Origin of the sequence: Pseudomonas caspiana, from assembly GCF_002158995.1 — a bacterium.
In the GTDB taxonomy this organism is placed as follows: domain Bacteria; phylum Pseudomonadota; class Gammaproteobacteria; order Pseudomonadales; family Pseudomonadaceae; genus Aquipseudomonas; species Aquipseudomonas caspiana.
In genome coordinates this window covers 207999-223040 of the sequence record NZ_LOHF01000006.1, presented here as the reverse complement: position 1 = coordinate 223040, position 15042 = coordinate 207999, and the positions used below count along the sequence as shown (strand labels likewise).

Annotated in this window: 15 protein-coding genes; 3 read left to right on the top strand and 12 right to left on the bottom strand. The window is 58.5% G+C overall.

From position 1 onward, the window contains the following. Nucleotides 1-135 precede the first annotated feature (135 nt). Both AUC60_RS10290 and recR read left to right on the top strand, forming a co-directional pair. On the top strand, nucleotides 136-1170 hold the full coding sequence (locus AUC60_RS10290; protein WP_087266376.1) for an NADP-dependent oxidoreductase: 1035 nt from the start codon (nucleotides 136-138) through the stop codon (nucleotides 1168-1170). Between the two features lie 74 nt (nucleotides 1171-1244). Continuing rightward, nucleotides 1245-1847, top strand: a complete 603-nt coding sequence (gene recR / locus AUC60_RS10285; protein WP_027900956.1) for a recombination mediator RecR — start codon at nucleotides 1245-1247, stop codon at nucleotides 1845-1847. A 172-nt stretch (nucleotides 1848-2019) separates the two neighbouring features. On the opposite strand, the gene AUC60_RS10280 is transcribed toward recR, so the two are convergent. Next, a complete protein-coding gene (locus AUC60_RS10280; protein ID WP_027900957.1) occupies nucleotides 2020-2565 on the bottom strand; it encodes an adenine phosphoribosyltransferase in 546 nt (181 codons plus the stop codon). Between the two features lie 62 nt (nucleotides 2566-2627). After that, nucleotides 2628-3362 (bottom strand): fumarate/nitrate reduction transcriptional regulator Fnr, encoded by a 735-nt coding sequence (fnr, locus tag AUC60_RS10275; RefSeq protein WP_087266374.1) that lies wholly within the window; start codon nucleotides 3360-3362, stop codon nucleotides 2628-2630. Between the two features lie 151 nt (nucleotides 3363-3513). Between fnr and AUC60_RS10270 the strand changes: the two genes are divergently transcribed. Then, the gene (locus AUC60_RS10270) at nucleotides 3514-3990 is read left to right on the top strand and encodes a hypothetical protein (protein ID WP_087266372.1); all 477 of its coding nucleotides are present in this window, start codon (nucleotides 3514-3516) and stop codon (nucleotides 3988-3990) included. An 80-nt stretch (nucleotides 3991-4070) separates the two neighbouring features. Here AUC60_RS10270 and hemN read toward each other — a convergent pair whose 3' ends face one another. From hemN to ccoN, 10 genes are all read right to left on the bottom strand, one after another. Next, nucleotides 4071-5453 carry an oxygen-independent coproporphyrinogen III oxidase gene (hemN, locus tag AUC60_RS10265; protein ID WP_087266370.1) on the bottom strand — a complete coding sequence of 461 codons (1383 nt, stop codon included), beginning with the start codon at nucleotides 5451-5453 and terminating at the stop codon, nucleotides 4071-4073. Between the two features lie 72 nt (nucleotides 5454-5525). Continuing rightward, nucleotides 5526-6209 (bottom strand): sulfite exporter TauE/SafE family protein, encoded by a 684-nt coding sequence (locus AUC60_RS10260; RefSeq protein WP_087266368.1) that lies wholly within the window; start codon nucleotides 6207-6209, stop codon nucleotides 5526-5528. 329 nt (nucleotides 6210-6538) lie between these two features. After that, nucleotides 6539-6742: a cbb3-type cytochrome oxidase assembly protein CcoS gene (gene ccoS, locus AUC60_RS10255; RefSeq protein WP_087266366.1), complete on the bottom strand. Its 204-nt coding sequence runs from the start codon at nucleotides 6740-6742 to the stop codon at nucleotides 6539-6541. Continuing rightward, nucleotides 6721-9183, bottom strand: coding sequence for a heavy metal translocating P-type ATPase (locus tag AUC60_RS10250; protein ID WP_087266364.1), 2463 nt, complete (start codon nucleotides 9181-9183; stop codon nucleotides 6721-6723). The genes ccoS and AUC60_RS10250 overlap by 22 nt, the downstream gene beginning before the upstream one ends. Nucleotides 9184-9369: 186 nt before the next feature. Next, complete coding sequence (locus AUC60_RS10245; protein ID WP_087266412.1) at nucleotides 9370-9909, bottom strand: FixH family protein; 540 nt, start codon at nucleotides 9907-9909, stop codon at nucleotides 9370-9372. Between the two features lie 33 nt (nucleotides 9910-9942). Continuing rightward, nucleotides 9943-11355 carry a cytochrome c oxidase accessory protein CcoG gene (gene ccoG, locus AUC60_RS10240; RefSeq protein ID WP_087266363.1) on the bottom strand — a complete coding sequence of 471 codons (1413 nt, stop codon included), beginning with the start codon at nucleotides 11353-11355 and terminating at the stop codon, nucleotides 9943-9945. Nucleotides 11356-11679: 324 nt separating this feature from the next. Next, on the bottom strand, nucleotides 11680-12648 hold the full coding sequence (ccoP, locus tag AUC60_RS10235) for a cytochrome-c oxidase, cbb3-type subunit III (RefSeq protein ID WP_087266361.1): 969 nt from the start codon (nucleotides 12646-12648) through the stop codon (nucleotides 11680-11682). Continuing rightward, nucleotides 12645-12833 carry a cbb3-type cytochrome oxidase subunit 3 gene (locus AUC60_RS10230; protein WP_087266359.1) on the bottom strand — a complete coding sequence of 63 codons (189 nt, stop codon included), beginning with the start codon at nucleotides 12831-12833 and terminating at the stop codon, nucleotides 12645-12647. The genes ccoP and AUC60_RS10230 overlap by 4 nt, the downstream gene beginning before the upstream one ends. 5 nt (nucleotides 12834-12838) lie before the next feature. Further along, nucleotides 12839-13447, bottom strand: a complete 609-nt coding sequence (gene ccoO, locus AUC60_RS10225) for a cytochrome-c oxidase, cbb3-type subunit II (protein ID WP_087266356.1) — start codon at nucleotides 13445-13447, stop codon at nucleotides 12839-12841. Next, the gene (gene ccoN, locus AUC60_RS10220) at nucleotides 13447-14889 is read right to left on the bottom strand and encodes a cytochrome-c oxidase, cbb3-type subunit I (protein ID WP_087266354.1); all 1443 of its coding nucleotides are present in this window, start codon (nucleotides 14887-14889) and stop codon (nucleotides 13447-13449) included. Before ccoN ends, ccoO begins: the two co-directional genes overlap by 1 nt. Between the last annotated feature and the right edge of the window lie 153 nt (nucleotides 14890-15042).

Sequence of the window (15042 nt, the reverse complement as noted above, 5' to 3'; positions counted from 1 at the left end):
CACGTCGTAACATCGGCTTGCGGGCAAACACGGAATCTCCCACAAATCCCCCCATTGGTATCCAACCGAACGCCATCGGCTTCAGGCGGTCTGTTCTTCATACCCCAGAGAATTCATTCCCAAGGAGCCGCTTTGATGACCCAAGAATTGATTCTTAACCAGCGAATTGTCCTGGCCTCTCGTCCGCAAGGTGCGCCCACCCCGGAAAACTTCCGGTTGGAGCGCGAAGCGCTGCCGGACCTTCAGGAAGGGCAAGTGCAGTTGCGCACTCTTTACCTGTCGCTGGACCCCTACATGCGCGGACGCATGAGCGATGCACCTTCTTACGCCGACCCGGTTGAAATCGACGCAGTGATGGAAGGCGGCGCCGTCAGCATCGTCGAGCAATCGCGTAATCCAGCATTCAAGGTCGGTGATCGCGTAGTCGGCCAGACCGGCTGGCAGACTCACAGCATCAATGACGGTGCTGCGTTGAAAGTGATCCCGAAAGACCTGCCCAGCGACTCCATGGCCGTAGGCGTATTGGGCATGCCTGGCATGACCGCTTACATGGGGCTGATGGACATCGGCAAGCCACAGGCTGGCGAGACGCTCGTCGTGGCGGCCGCGTCCGGCGCTGTGGGCTCAGTGGTGGGGCAGGTGGCCAAGCTGCAAGGCCTGCGTGTCGTCGGCGTGGCAGGTGGTGCGGACAAGTGCCGTTATGTGGTTGATGAACTGGGCTTCGACGCCTGTATCGACCACAAGAGCGACAACTTTGCGGAAGAGCTGAAGCAGGCTTGCGGCAAAGGCATCGACATCTACTTCGAATTGGTGGGCGGCAAAGTCTTCGATGCGGTATTGCCGCTGCTGAACCCTCGTGCGCGTATTCCCGTGTGCGGCGTGATTGCGCAGTACAACGCCCAGGGCGTACCGGAAGGCCCGAACGATCTGCCGCTGCTTCTGCGCACGATCCTGACCAAGCGCGCCCGCATGCAGGGTTTCATCGTGTTCGAAGAGTACGGTCATCGTCACGAGGAGTTCTTCCGTGAAATGACGCCACTGGTCACTCAGGGCAAGATCAAGTTCCGTGAAGACGTGGTGCAGGGCCTTGAGAATGCGCCAGAAGCCTTTATCGGTCTGCTGGAAGGACGTAACTTTGGCAAGTTGGTGGTTCACGTCTCTGACGCCTGACGTAACCCTTGATTGACGCTGTAGGCAGGGCGCGGGTATAAACCGCGTCTTGTGTTTTTGTCGGACCTTTCTCCATGAGCTTCAGCCCACTGATTCGCCAACTGATCGATGCTCTGCGCACCCTGCCGGGCGTCGGTCAAAAAACTGCGCAACGCATGGCGCTGCAATTGCTCGAGCGTGATCGCAGTGGCGGCTCACGGCTGGCGCTGGCGTTGAGCCAGGCGATGGAAGGGGTAGGGCACTGTCGACAGTGTCGCACCCTGACCGAAGACGATCTGTGCCCACAATGTTCAGACAATCGTCGCGACGACACGCTGCTGTGCGTCGTGGAGGGGCCGATGGATGTCTATGCAGTGGAGCAGACCGGCTATCGCGGTCGTTACTTCGTGCTCAAAGGGCACCTGTCGCCGCTGGACGGGCTGGGTCCTGAGGCTATCGGCATTCCACAGCTGCTGGCACGCATCAACGAGCAGGGCACTTTCAGCGAAGTCATCCTGGCGACCAATCCTACGGTCGAAGGCGAAGCCACCGCACACTACATCGCGCAGTTGCTGACCAACAAAGGCCTGATCACCTCTCGCATCGCCCACGGCGTGCCGCTGGGTGGCGAGTTGGAATTGGTGGATGGCGGGACGTTGGCGCACTCGTTTGCAGGGCGTAAGCCGATCGCTTTGTAAGCATCTACATTAATCTGTAGGAGCTGCCGAAGGCTGCGAAGCGTTCATCCTGACACGCCGCCATCGCAGCTTCGGCAGTTCCTACAGGTTCAATATCTGCCGCGAGGCAATGTTGTGCCGTGGAGAGGGGCTTGTTTGTTCAGGGGAGACCTAGTGTCAGCCCCACAGATATCTACTCCGTCAACCCAAAGCTCGTCAGGCAAAACGTCGGAATCTGCAGGTCTTGCAGGCGTTTCGAGCCGCCCAGTTCCGGCAGGTCGATGATCGCCGCGGCCTCGTGGATCTTCGCGCCCATGCGGCGGATCAGGTTCGCAGCGGCGATCAGCGTTCCGCCAGTGGCGATCAGGTCGTCGAACATCACCACCGAGTCGCCATCGCACAGGCTGTCGGCGTGCACTTCCAGAAACGCTTCACCGTATTCAGTCTGATAACCCTCTGACAGCACGTCAGCAGGCAGTTTGCCCTGCTTGCGAAACAGGATCAGTGGTTTGTTCAGTTCATAAGCCACAATCGAACCGATCAGAAAACCCCGTGCGTCCATCACGCCGATGTGGCTGAAGTCAGCTTCGATATAGCGCTGCACGAAACTGTCCATCACCAGCCGTGTGGCTTTGGGAGACTGGAACAGCGGGGTGATGTCGCGAAAAATGACGCCCGGTTTGGGGAAGTCCACTACCGGGCGAATGAGGGATTTGAAGCTGGCTTCGTCGAAAATCATCAGGTAATCCAGGGCAGGTCGTCTAAACGCTAGTCTAAAGCCGCTCGCCCTGAATCGCACCCTCAGCTTTCGATAGCGCCGCCCGCCAGCGCGCAGAGCTGGATTGGATCAAGGATTCTGATCTCCTTGCCTTCGGCTGCAATCAGTTCGTTTTGCTGGAAGCGGGTGAAGACGCGGGACACGGTTTCCACTGCCAGCCCCAGGTGATTACCAATTTCGTTGCGTGACATGCTCAGGCGGAACTGATTGGCCGAGAAACCCCGGGCACGGAAGCGTGCCGACAGGTTGACCAAGAACGTCGCAATGCGCTCGTCGGCGGTTTTTTTCGACAGCAGCAACATCATTTGCTGGTCATCGCGAATTTCCCGGCTCATGACCCGCATCAACTGACGTCGCAGTTGTGGCAGTTGCACGGACAGTTCGTCCAGCCGCTCGAACGGGATTTCGCAGACCGAAGTGGTTTCCAGCGCTTGAGCGGAAACCGGATAGGCTTCTGCGTCCATGCCCGACATACCCACCAGTTCGCTTGGCAAATGGAAACCGGTCAGTTGCTCTTCGCCACCGTCGCTGATATTGAAGGTCTTCAACGCGCCGGAACGTACCGCGTATACCGACCCGAACGTGTCACCCTGACGGAACAGGAACTCGCCTTTCTTCAGCGGTCGACCGCGTTTGACGATTTGATCCAGCGCATCCATGTCTTCGAGGTTCAAGGAGAGCGGCAAGCACAGCGGAGCCAGACTGCAATCCTTGCAATGGGCCTGGGTATGAGCGCGTACTTTGACTGGCTCGGGCATCACTTTATTCCTTGTGGTAATCACACATAAGTCATAAGGGTAACTCACCGATGACTGTTCAGACCAGCGACGATCCGTCGCGTGGCTATCAAGCTTAGTGCGCATGGGTCGATAGCCCTGAATATCCGCATCTTTAAACAGGTCGCTGCTCATGTGGTCATCCGCCCTTACCGCCATCAGCCGGGCTTTTCTGACGGCCAATGCTGCCGCGCAGAAAAGCGCAGCCGACAAGGCCGCGTCGCAGAGCAACGCCGCCGCTCAGACTCCACAGAGCGTAGATGTGAAGCTTTCGGCTGCCGGTCTGGCACGTGCCGCCTTGTCCGGCTCGGCCAATACCGATATCACGCAAAGTGGCTTGCCTGATTCTGTGCAGAAAATCCTGACCTCGGTGCGTGACTCCCAGAAACGCTTGGCGCAGTCGAACAGTGAGTTGCAAGCGGCCAAAGACGATAAGTCGCTCAGCCCCGATATGCGCCAGGCCAAGGCTGCCGCATTGCAGACGGTTTCGGCGATTTATCAGCGTCAGATCAGTACCTCGGCCAGTGATCTTTCTTCTGTCATGAACGCGCTACAACTCAATTCAGCCGGCAAAACCAAGGCCAGCATGCTGATGCTGGCCAGGATGTAAGCAAGCGGCCCATCCTGTAGGAACTTACCGAGGTTACGAGGCCAGCGATGGCGGTGTGTCAGACATGCCGCCATCGCAGCTCAGATCACCCGTGAAAAACGCTTCCGATTCTGTTGGGTCAAGTAAGCATCAAACACCATGCACACCGAACGCACCAGCAATCGCCCGGCGGGCAGTACTTCAATGCCTTCAGGTTTCAAGCTGATCAGGCCGTCGCTAGCCATGCTGGCGAGCTGGGGCCACAACTCACTGAAGTAAGCGCGAAAGTTGATATCGAATTGCGTTTCGATATCGGAGAAATTCAGGCTGAAATGACAGATCAATTGCTGAATCACCGCTCGTCGTATGCGGTCGTCCTCATTGCAGACCAGGCCGCGTTTGGTCGCCAGTTGATCGCTGCCCAGCAGGCTTTGATAGTCAGCCAGATCGTTGCTGTTCTGGCTGTTCAGGTCACCGATTTGACTGATGGCTGAAACCCCCAGACCAATCAGGTCGCAGTGGCCGTGGGTGGTGTAGCCCTGGAAGTTGCGTTGCAGGGTCAGTTCTTCCTGAGCGACCGCCAATTCATCATCGGGCAGGGCGAAATGGTCCATGCCGATGTAGCGATAGCCGGCATTGGTCAGTTGCTCAATGGTCTGTTCCAGCATCTGCAGCTTCGCTTCCGGCGTTGGCAGATCGCCGCTATCGATTCGCCGTTGTGGCATGAAGCGTTCAGGCAGGTGTGCGTAGTTGAACACCGACAATCGGTCTGGCTGCAGGGCGATGATTTCCTCCACGGTGCGGGCAAACGCTTGCGGCGTCTGTTTCGGCAGGCCGTAGATCAGGTCGATATTGACCGAGCGAAACTGCAAGGTACGCGCGGCATCAATAATGGCCTGGGTTTCTTCCAGGCTTTGCAGGCGATTCACCGCGCGCTGTACCTGCGGGTCCAGATCCTGCACGCCCAGACTGACCCGGTTGAAACCCAGTTCGCGCAGCAGTCCCATGGTCGACCAATCGGCCTCACGCGGGTCGATTTCGATGCCGTAGTCGCCAGAGTCATCGTCCAGCAGATTGAAGTGCTGACGCAAATGGCCCATCAATTGACGCAGCTCGTCGTGGCTGAGAAAGGTCGGCGTACCACCGCCAAAATGCAGCTGTTCGACGACCTGGCCAGGATCCAGATGGCAGGCAATCATCTTGATTTCATGCTCAAGACGCTGCAGATAAGCTTGGGCGCGCCCGCGATCCTTGGTAATGACTTTGTTGCAGGCGCAGTAATAGCAAATGTTGGCGCAGAACGGGATATGCACATAGAGCGACACGGGGCGGACGGCTTTGCGGCTGTCGCGCAACGCATGCAGCAGGTCGAACGCACCGACCTGCGTGTGAAATTGCACCGCTGTGGGGTAGGAGGTGTAGCGTGGCCCCGCCAGATCGTAGCGGCGAATCAGATCAGAATCCCAACGGATGGCGTCGAGCATGTTGGCGTTCCCTGGGTAAGCTTGCAGTGTCGGCCAGTCTAGAGAAGCACGCGCTTGATCCTTTGATATGGGTCAATGGCCCATCAACCAGTGCTGATGCGGACCGGGCAGGGTCCAGAGTCCGAACGCAATCACCAGCAGGCCGCCTGCCATGCGCATGCCACGCTGACGCAGCAACGCGTTGATGCGCTGCGCCGCAAGGCCCGTGGCCAACAGCACCGGGCAGGTGCCAATACCAAAAGCCAGCATCAACAGGGCGCTGTCGATGGCATTACCCTGGCTCGCCGACCAGAGCAGCGTGCTGTAAACCAGCCCGCAAGGCAGCCAGCCCCACAGTGCGCCCAACAATAAAGCCCGTGGCAGACTCGACACTGGCAGCAAGCGACTTGCCAGCGGCTGGATGTAGCGCCACAACCCGCGGCCCAGGCTTTCGATACGGGTCAGGCCGCTCCACCATCCGGCCAGGTACAGGCCCATTGTGATCAATAGCAGTGCGGCGATGACTCGCAAGGCCATTGCGCCAGGGCTATTGGCCGCGGCCCAGCCGGCGAGGCCGATCAGCAAACCGGCGCAGGTGTAACTTAAAATTCGCCCAACGTTGTAAGCCAGCAGCAATCGAAAACGTCGGCTGCGTTGTTCCTTGGGAATCGCCAGCGTCAGTGCGCCCATCAACCCGCCGCACATGCCCAGGCAGTGGCCACCGCCGAGCAGGCCGAGGATCAGGGCCGAGATCAGAAGGGGTAAAAGGTCAGCCATGCAGTCGCAAATCCCTGTACGAGGTCGCCCAGTGTCCCTGACACTGCGCTGTCGCGCAGCAAACATGGGACCTGTAGGAGTGAGCTTGCTCGCGATTCGATCTGTCAGTTGATGAATGTATTGCCTGTGCTGGCGCTGTCGCGAGCAAGCTCACTCCTACAGAAAATGCATTCCAGATCAGGTAGTTATTTTTTGTTTGATAGGAGTGGTGCTTGCCCGCGATGCAGACGCCTCGGATATCAGGTCTAACGCGCCCAGCCTTATCGCGGGCAAGGTGGAGCGCCACCCCGGCCGCTCCCACAGGATCCGCTGTTTGCTCGGGATTGGGCTCAAACATCAGACTCACCTTTTTTCTGGCTCGCGACTTCATCCACCGCCGCCTGATGCTTTGGGTCTTGATCATCAAAAAGAATACTGTGCGCCGGGCCTTCCATGTCGTCGTACTGACCGCTGTCCACTGCCCAGAAAAAGATGTAGATCGCCACACCAACCAGCAGCAACGCGGCGGGGATCATGATGTAGAGCGCTGGCATAAGGCCTCCGAAGCAGGCTGCCGATGAGGGGCAGTGGTAGACGGCATGCGGGTCAGGCGTAAAGCGTTGAGGACCACCGTCAACGAGCTGATGGACATGCCCACCGCAGCCCAGATGGGGGTAATCCAGCCCAATGCTGCAAAGGGCAGCATGAGGCCATTGTATAACCCGGCCCAGAACAGGTTCTCAATGATTACCCTGCGTGTGCGTCGCGCCAGAGCAAACGCCTGAACCAACGCGTGCAGGCGATTGGACAGCAAGACGGCGTCGGCGCTGGTTTTCGCCAGGTCAGTGGCTGAACCCATGGCGACACTGATGTCTGCTGCGGCCAGCACTGGCACGTCATTGACGCCATCGCCGAGCATCAACACTTTACGGCCCTGACGATGCAGCTGTTGCAACACCGCCAGCTTGTCGTCGGGGCGCAAACCGCTAAGGGCTTCGTCGATGCCCAGTTCAGCCGCAACATGAGCGACCATGGGTGAGCTGTCCCCGGACAGCAGCAGGGTTTTCCAGCCTCGCGCCTTGCAAGCCTGCAACAGTGCATGAGCGTCTTCGCGCAGGCGGTCATCCAGGATGAACCAGGCCAAAGGCCCATGGCGGTCGCCGAGCAGTAGATGCTGCCCGGTGTGTTCTGGTGCGGGTGGAATGTCGCTGGCGCTCAAGGCGCAGACAAAAGCTGGCTGGCCGATGCGCAATTGTTGGCCGTTGACGACACCTTCAAGGCCTAGCCCCGGATGACTGACTACCTCCTCAGCGGCGCTCGGTGCGCGGCCGAAGGCTTTTGCGATGGGGTGCTCCGAGCGGTTTTCCAGTGCAGCGGCGAGGCTCAGGCATGCGTCGGCATTCAGTTCGCCCAGCGCCTGGAGGCTGCGCAGCGCTAACCGTCCTTCGGTCAGCGTGCCGGTCTTGTCGAAAATTACCGTGTCGATCTGATTCAGGCCCTCCAGCACATGGCCGCGGGTCAGCAACAGACCGAGTTTGTGCAGCGTGCCGGTGGCGGCCGTAAGCGCGGTGGGGGTCGCAAGTGAGAGCGCACACGGGCAAGTCGCGACCAGCATCGCCAGAACAACCCAGAATGCCCGCGACGAGTCGATCTGCCACCACACAACACCAATCACTGCTGCCGCCATCAGCGAAAACAGCAAGAACCACTGCGCCGCTCGATCAGCGATTTCCGCTAGCCGGGGTTTTTCTGCCTGAGCGCGCTCCAGCAAGCGGACGATGGCCGACAGGCGAGTTTCATGGCCCAGCGCCAGAACCTCGACCGTGAGTACGCTTTCAACGTTCAAGGTCCCAGCGGTAACGGCATCGCCGGGGCTTCGCGGGTGGGGGAGGTATTCACCGGTCAGCAACGATTCGTCGATGCTCGACTGGCCTTCAAGGATTCTGCCGTCGGCGGGCAGCACTGCGCCGGGCTGCACCAGCACCTGATCGCCCAGGCGCAGTTCGCTGAGCAGAATCCGCTCGCTCTGACCCTGCTTATCCAGCCGCAGGCAAGACGCGGGCAACAGGTTGACCAGTTGTGCGGTAGCTGCCGCAGTGCGTTCTCGGGCGCGTCTCTCCAGATAGCGGCCGGCCAGCAGGAACAGGGCGAACATGCCCACGGCGTCGAAGTACAGCTCACCGCTGCCGGTGATCGCAGTCCAGATGCCCGCTATGTAAGCCCCCCCAATCGCCAGCGACACAGAAACGTCCATGGTCAGATGGCGGGTGCGCAGATCACGCATGGCGCCACGAAAGAACGGCGCGCAACTGTAGAACACAATAGGGGTGGTCAGAAACATCGCGACCCAGCGCAGGATGGTGTGCATTTGCGGGCTGAGGTCGATGTTGAATTCCGGCCATGTGGCCATGGTCGCCATCATCGCCTGAAACCACAGCAAACCGGCCACGCCAAGCTGGCGCAACGCCAGTCGGTTTTCTTCAGCGAGCTGTGCGGCGGCTCGATCAGCCTGATAAGGGTGGGCGACATAGCCAATGCTGCGTAATTGAGCGAGTAACTGACTCAGAGGCATCTGGCTGTCGGACCAACTGACCTGCAGTCGATGGTTGGACAGGTTAAAACGTGCTTCGGCCACGGCGGGCAGTGTGCGTAAGTGGCGTTCGATGAGCCAGCCACACGCGGCGCAACTGATGCCTTCCATCAGTAACGTAGTGTCTGCCAGTTCACCTTGATGCCGGACAAAGGGCGCCTGCACATCGGCGCGGTCGTAGAGCGCCAGTTCGTCCAGCAACTGCACCGGCAACGTTTCCGGATTGGCCGATGCCTGGCTGCGATGGATGTAGTAGCTTTCCAGCCCCCCGGCAACGATTGACTCGGCCACTGCCTGACATCCCGGACAGCACATCGCCCGGTTTTCCCCGAGCACGACGGCGCTAAAGCGACTGCCCGACGGGACGGGCAGGGCGCAGTGGTAGCAAGGGGTGGGTGTGGTCATGGCGGTACAGCAAATCCTGTGGGGAGGGAGCGGGTCCGCAAAGCGTAACCGATTGATCTGTAGGAGCTGCCGAAGGCTGCGATGGCGGTGTGTCAGGATCAGCGCTTTCGCAGCCTTCGGCAGCTCCTACAGGAAACGCATTTCAATTCCACAACTTAGTTTTGTTTGATGAGAGGCGAAGACGCGTCAATTCTTCAAATCTTCCGCACCCTGAATCGCTTCATCCCCCAGCGCAAGGTCTTTGTCGTGGCTGATCTGTTCTTCTTCAAACAGACGCCAGGTCTTGCCGTTTTCGACACCCAGCAGCTCTACGAAACGGCGTCCTTCGACTTTATCAGTCAGTTGCCCGATGTAGCGGTCAGGCTCCGAGCTGCTGCGGGTCAGGGCAATCTTGCGATCCTTTTGCGGTTGCGTCGGGGAGATCAGGTTCAGTTCCAGGGTCTGCGGCCTGCTGTTGCCACTCAAACGCAGGTCCGCTTCGCCCGTGAGCTCATCCAGATGCACGTTGGCGCGCAGCAATAGGTTCTGGGCCAGCAGTTCGCGATCCAGCGAGCGATTGATGCCTTTGCCCGCTTCGTAATAATTGTCATTGACCAGATTGTCAGGGTTATTCACCGCAATGGTCACCATGGTCAGTGACAGGGTCACTGAGCAGGTCAGGATGCCAATCAGGATCCACGGCCAGATGTGTTTGTACCAAGGGCTTTGAGCGGTCGCGGTGGACATGGACATGGACAATTCTCTTTACGCCGTTTCTGACTAACGAACTTGCGGGCCGATGAACCGGCTCTTGGTTTCAGCATGAGTATCGCCGTCGATATCCTTGAGGATGAAAATCACCTCGTTGGTACTCGATGGCAGTTTTTCGGGAGCGCTGGACAGCTCCACCGGCATGCTGAAAATATCCCCGGCGGCCACTTTGAATTCACGGCGACCCTGCAATTTCAGATCCGGCAAGCCTGTAGCATCCAGTACATAGGTGTGATCGACCTGGTCTTTGTTCATGACCTTGAGGCTGTAGACGTTCTCGATCCGGCCTTCGGCGTTTTCCCGGTAAAGCACGCGATCCTTGCTGACGTCAAAGCCGACCAGTGAGCGCATGAAGAATGCCGAGGTCAGCAAGCCGATCATGACCAGCAACACCGCCGCGTAACCGAGCAGTCGGGGTCTTAACTTGTGCGTCACCTGGCCGGACAGGTTGTGCTCGGTGGTGTAGCTGATCAGGCCGCGCGGGTAGTTCATCTTGTCCATGATGCTGTCGCAGGCGTCGATACAGGCGGCGCAGCCGATGCACTCCACTTGCAGGCCATCGCGGATGTCGATGCCGGTGGGGCAGACCTGCACGCACATTGTGCAATCGATGCAGTCGCCCAGACCTTGCCTCTTGTAGTCCTGATCCTTTTTACGTGGGCCGCGTTTCTCGCCCCGGCGTGGGTCGTAGGAAACAATCAAAGTGTCCTTATCGAACATCACACTCTGAAAGCGCGCATAAGGGCACATGTAAATGCACACTTGCTCACGCAGCCAGCCTGCATTGCCGTAAGTCGCGAGGGTAAAAAAGCCGACCCAGAAATATGCCCAGCTGTCGGCCTGACCGGTGAACAGCTCGGTGATCAGGTCACGTATGGGGGAGAAGTAGCCGACGAAGGTCAGCCCGGTGAGGAAGCCAATCAACAGCCAGAGGCTGTGTTTGGAGAATTTGCGCACGAATTTGTTGGCGCTCATGGGAGCTTTATCGAGTTTTATGCGCTGATTGCGGTCGCCCTCGGTGACCTTTTCGCACCACATGAAAATCCAGGTCCAGACACTTTGCGGGCAGGTGTAACCGCACCACACGCGGCCGGCGTAGACGGTGATGAAAAACAGACCGAACGCGCTGACGATCAGGATGCCCGAGAGCAGGATGAAATCCTGCGGCCAGAAGGTCGCACCAAAGATGTAGAACTTGCGCTCCGGCAGATTCCACCACACCGCCTGATGCCCACCCCAGTTCAGCCAGACGGTACCGAAGTAAATCAGGAACAGCAGAGCACCACCGAGCATGCGCAGATTGCGGAACAGACCAGTGAACGCGCGGGTGTAGATCTTTTCTCGCGAGGCATAGAGGTCAACCGTCTGGTTGTCATTCTTGGGCGGCGGGGTGACGTTGACGACAGGAATGTTATTGCTCATCGGTGTGTCCCACGGCAGTGGAAAAATGCCTCAGTGGTCAGGAGCGTGGCGTTATGAAGGCAATGATACGCCTGCAGTCTTCGTTAATGGGGCGCGGCGAATCTTGGTGCAAACAGGTGTAAAGAGTACTGATTCGGATCAAATGACGTGTAGATGATGTGCAGGTGTTTGCGGTCTGCGCTTTTTCTGTGGGAGCCGGGCTTGCCCGCGATAAGGCTGGGTGCGATCTAAAATGAACCGCGTCCTGCCTTATCGCGGGCAAGCCCGGCTCCCACAGAGAATGCATTTCAATTCAGAGTTACATGTCTGCAAATTGAACTGACGCTATTCAGCTTTTTCCTCCCGCGACAAGCTATAAACATACGCCGCCAGAATATGCACTTTGTCATTGCCCTGAATCGCTTCCTGAGCAGGCATCTGGCCCTGACGGCCGTAGCGGATGGTTTGTTGCAGTTGTGCGTAGCTTGATCCATAGATGAACGCACCCGGATGTGTCAGATCCGGTGCACCCAACACCTGCATGCCTTTACCTTCCGGACCATGGCATGCGACGCAGGTCGTGGCGAATATCTTTTGCCCGGCGACCGGATCAGCCTTGGCGTCTTCTGGCAGTTTGCGGCCATTGAGCGCGGTCACGATGTACGCCGAAACGTCACGTACGCCCTGTTCCTTGATTGCATCACCCCAGGCGGGCATGACCGCGTGGCGGCCGCCCATGATGGTGGCCTTGATGGTTTCGGGCTCGCCGCCCCAACGCCAGTCGGCATCGGTCAGGTTGGGAAAGCCATAAGCGCCTTTGGCGTCCGATCCATGACACACCGAGCAGTTTGACGCGAACAGGCGGCTGCCCATCTTCAGGGCCTGTGGATCCTTGGCGACTTCTTCGATGGGCATCGAAGCGAACTTGGCGAAGATCGGCCCGAAACGCGCCTCGGAGCGCGCCATTTCCTTTTCCCACTCGTGCACGCCTGTCCAGCCCGTCTGACCATCGGAGAACTCGATTTGCTTCTCGGTGTTCACGTAGCCGTAACCCGGCCAGAGGCCTTTCCAGTTACCGAGACCGGGATAAAGCACCAGATAGCCCAACGCGAAAATGATCGTGCCGATAAACAGCATGAACCACCATTTGGGTAATGGGTTGTCGTATTCCTCGATGCCGTCGAAGGAGTGGCCGACGGTTTCTTCCGTGGCTTCGTCGCGCTGGCCCTTGCGGGTCGAAAGCAGCAGCCAGGTCAGGGCGAAAATGGTGCCCAAAGTCAGAACCGTGACGTACAGACTCCAAAAAGTGCTCATTGCTTGCTCCTGGACGCTTTTTCCTGCTCAACCTTTTTGATGGCCTCGGGGTCGTCCGCGAAGGGCAGCAAGGTTGCGTCGTCAAACTCTGACTTGCGCCGGGGGCTGAACACCCAGAGCGCCAGTCCGATAAAGGCCACCATCACCACGAGTGTGCCAAGGCCACGAATCATCCCGATATCCATCAAGATCACCGTTTGCTTTTGATGAGGGTGCCAAGGCCTTGCAGATAGGCCACGAGTGCATCCATTTCAGTTTTGCCTTGCACGGCGGCCTGCGCTCCGGCGATGTCTTCGTCGGTGTAAGGCGTGCCCAAGGTGCGCAGGACTTCCATTTTTTTGGCGGTGTCCTTGCCGTCCAGGCGTTTCTCTACCAGCCAGGGGTAAGCAGGCATTTTCGATTCAGGAACTACGTTGCGCGGGTTATACAAATGCGCCCGATGCCAGTCGTCCGAATAACGACCGCCGACTCGCGCCAGGTCAGGCCCGGTGCGTTTGGAGCCCCACAGGAACGGATGGTCCCAGACGCTTTCGCCCGCCACCGAGTAGTGACCGTAGCGTTCGGTTTCCGCGCGGAACGGACGAATCATCTGTGAATGACAACCCACGCAGCCGTTGGCGATGTACACGTCGCGGCCTTCGACTTCCAGCGCGGAGCGTGGCTTCATGCCCTCTACCGGGTTGTTGGTCACGTCCTGAAAAAACAGCGGAACGATTTGCGTCAGGCCGCCGATGCTGACGGCGATAACCATGAAGAAGGCCAGCAGGCCAATGTTCTTCTCGAGTACTTCATGCTTCATCAGTGGGCCCCCACGACGGCGATTTGAGCCGCAGCTTCGGCCTCGGCCGGGTCTGAAGCGCGCACGGTGCGCCAGACGTTGTACGCCATGAACAGCATGCCGCTGGCAAAGAATGCGCCGCCGATCATGCGCACGATGTAACCGGGATGGCTCGCCTGCAGCGCCTCGACGAACGAGTAAGTCAGCGTGCCGTCGTCATTGATCGCTCGCCACATCAGGCCTTGGGTAATGCCGTTGACCCACATCGAGGCGATGTACAGCACGGTGCCGATAGTCGCCAGCCAGAAGTGGGCATTGATCAGGCCGATGCTGTGCATCTGCGGTCGGCCAAACACTTTGGGGATCATGTGATACGTCGCGCCGATGGAAATCATCGCCACCCAACCCAATGCGCCGGCATGCACGTGGCCGATGGTCCAGTCGGTGTAGTGCGACAAGGCGTTCACCGTCTTGATGGCCATCATTGGACCTTCAAAGGTCGACATGCCATAGAAGGCAAGGGATACCACCAGAAAACGCAGAATCGGGTCGGTACGCAACTTATGCCAAGCGCCGGAGAGGGTCATCATGCCGTTGATCATCCCGCCCCAGCTTGGCGCCAGGAGAATGATCGACATCACCATGCCCAACGACTGCGCCCAGTCGGGCAGTGCTGTGTAATGCAGGTGGTGCGGACCGGCCCAGATGTACAGGGTGATCAGTGCCCAGAAATGCACGATGGACAGGCGATACGAATAGATCGGCCGCTCAGCCTGCTTGGGCACGAAGTAATACATCATGCCGAGGAAGCCGGTGGTCAGGAAGAAACCCACCGCGTTGTGGCCGTACCACCACTGAATCATCGCGTCGGTAGCACCCGCATAGGCGGAGTAGGACTTGAACAGGCTGACCGGCAGCGAGATGTGATTGACGATGTGCAGCATCGCGGTGACGACGATGAACGCACCGTAGAACCAGTTACCGACATAGATGTGTTTGGTCTTGCGCTTGACGATGGTGCCGAAGAACACCGCGCCGTAGGTCACCCAGACAATCGCCAGCAGAATAGCGATCGGCCATTCCAGTTCAGCGTATTCCTTGGTGGTTGTGTAGCCCATTGGCAAGGTGATGATGGCGCTGACGATGACCGCTTGCCAGCCCCAGAATGAGAACGCGGCCATGCCATCGGAAATCAGCCGGGTCTGGCAAGTGCGTTGCACCACGTAATAAGACGTCCCGAAGAGCGCACAGCCGCCGAACGCGAAGATCACCAGGTTGGTGTGCAGCGGTCGCAAGCGTCCGAAGCTGGTCCATTCCAGACCCAGGTTCAGCTCCGGCCAGACCAGTTGAGCGGCGATGAATACGCCAAGCCCCATGCCGAGGATGCCCCAGACCACCGTCATGACGGCGAACTGGCGGACCACTTTATAGTTATAAGCGGTCGGACTGATTGCTGTGCTCATTATCAGGTTCCACGGTTCGACTATTTATTAGTATGAAAAACCGACGCAGGCATGCTCTGCGGCCGTTTCAGGCAAATTCCGACGCGCAGCGTAAAGGAAAAACCTGTCCCGGTGGACAGAAAGTTACTGGAGGTTACAGGACGGGTGAAGTCG

Excerpts from the sequence above, each read along its gene's own strand:
- AUC60_RS10290 (WP_087266376.1), top strand. The coding sequence starts at position 136 with ATGACCCAAGAATTGATTCTTAACCAGCGAATTGTCCTGGCCTCTCGT.
- fnr (WP_087266374.1), bottom strand. The coding sequence starts at position 3,362 with ATGCCCGAGCCAGTCAAAGTACGCGCTCATACCCAGGCCCATTGCAAG.
- ccoP (WP_087266361.1), bottom strand. The coding sequence starts at position 12,648 with ATGAGCACTTTTTGGAGTCTGTACGTCACGGTTCTGACTTTGGGCACC.
- AUC60_RS10230 (WP_087266359.1), bottom strand. The coding sequence starts at position 12,833 with ATGGATATCGGGATGATTCGTGGCCTTGGCACACTCGTGGTGATGGTG.
- hemN (WP_087266370.1), bottom strand. The coding sequence starts at position 5,453 with ATGCTCGACGCCATCCGTTGGGATTCTGATCTGATTCGCCGCTACGAT.
- AUC60_RS10260 (WP_087266368.1), bottom strand. The coding sequence starts at position 6,209 with ATGGCTGACCTTTTACCCCTTCTGATCTCGGCCCTGATCCTCGGCCTG.
- ccoG (WP_087266363.1), bottom strand. The coding sequence starts at position 11,355 with ATGAGCAATAACATTCCTGTCGTCAACGTCACCCCGCCGCCCAAGAAT.
- AUC60_RS10280 (WP_027900957.1), bottom strand. The coding sequence starts at position 2,565 with ATGATTTTCGACGAAGCCAGCTTCAAATCCCTCATTCGCCCGGTAGTG.
- AUC60_RS10250 (WP_087266364.1), bottom strand. The coding sequence starts at position 9,183 with ATGACCACACCCACCCCTTGCTACCACTGCGCCCTGCCCGTCCCGTCG.
- recR (WP_027900956.1), top strand. The coding sequence starts at position 1,245 with ATGAGCTTCAGCCCACTGATTCGCCAACTGATCGATGCTCTGCGCACC.
- ccoS (WP_087266366.1), bottom strand. The coding sequence starts at position 6,742 with ATGCCAGCGCTCTACATCATGATCCCCGCCGCGTTGCTGCTGGTTGGT.
- AUC60_RS10245 (WP_087266412.1), bottom strand. The coding sequence starts at position 9,909 with ATGTCCACCGCGACCGCTCAAAGCCCTTGGTACAAACACATCTGGCCG.
- ccoN (WP_087266354.1), bottom strand. The coding sequence starts at position 14,889 with ATGAGCACAGCAATCAGTCCGACCGCTTATAACTATAAAGTGGTCCGC.
- ccoO (WP_087266356.1), bottom strand. The coding sequence starts at position 13,447 with ATGAAGCATGAAGTACTCGAGAAGAACATTGGCCTGCTGGCCTTCTTC.
- AUC60_RS10270 (WP_087266372.1), top strand. The coding sequence starts at position 3,514 with ATGTGGTCATCCGCCCTTACCGCCATCAGCCGGGCTTTTCTGACGGCC.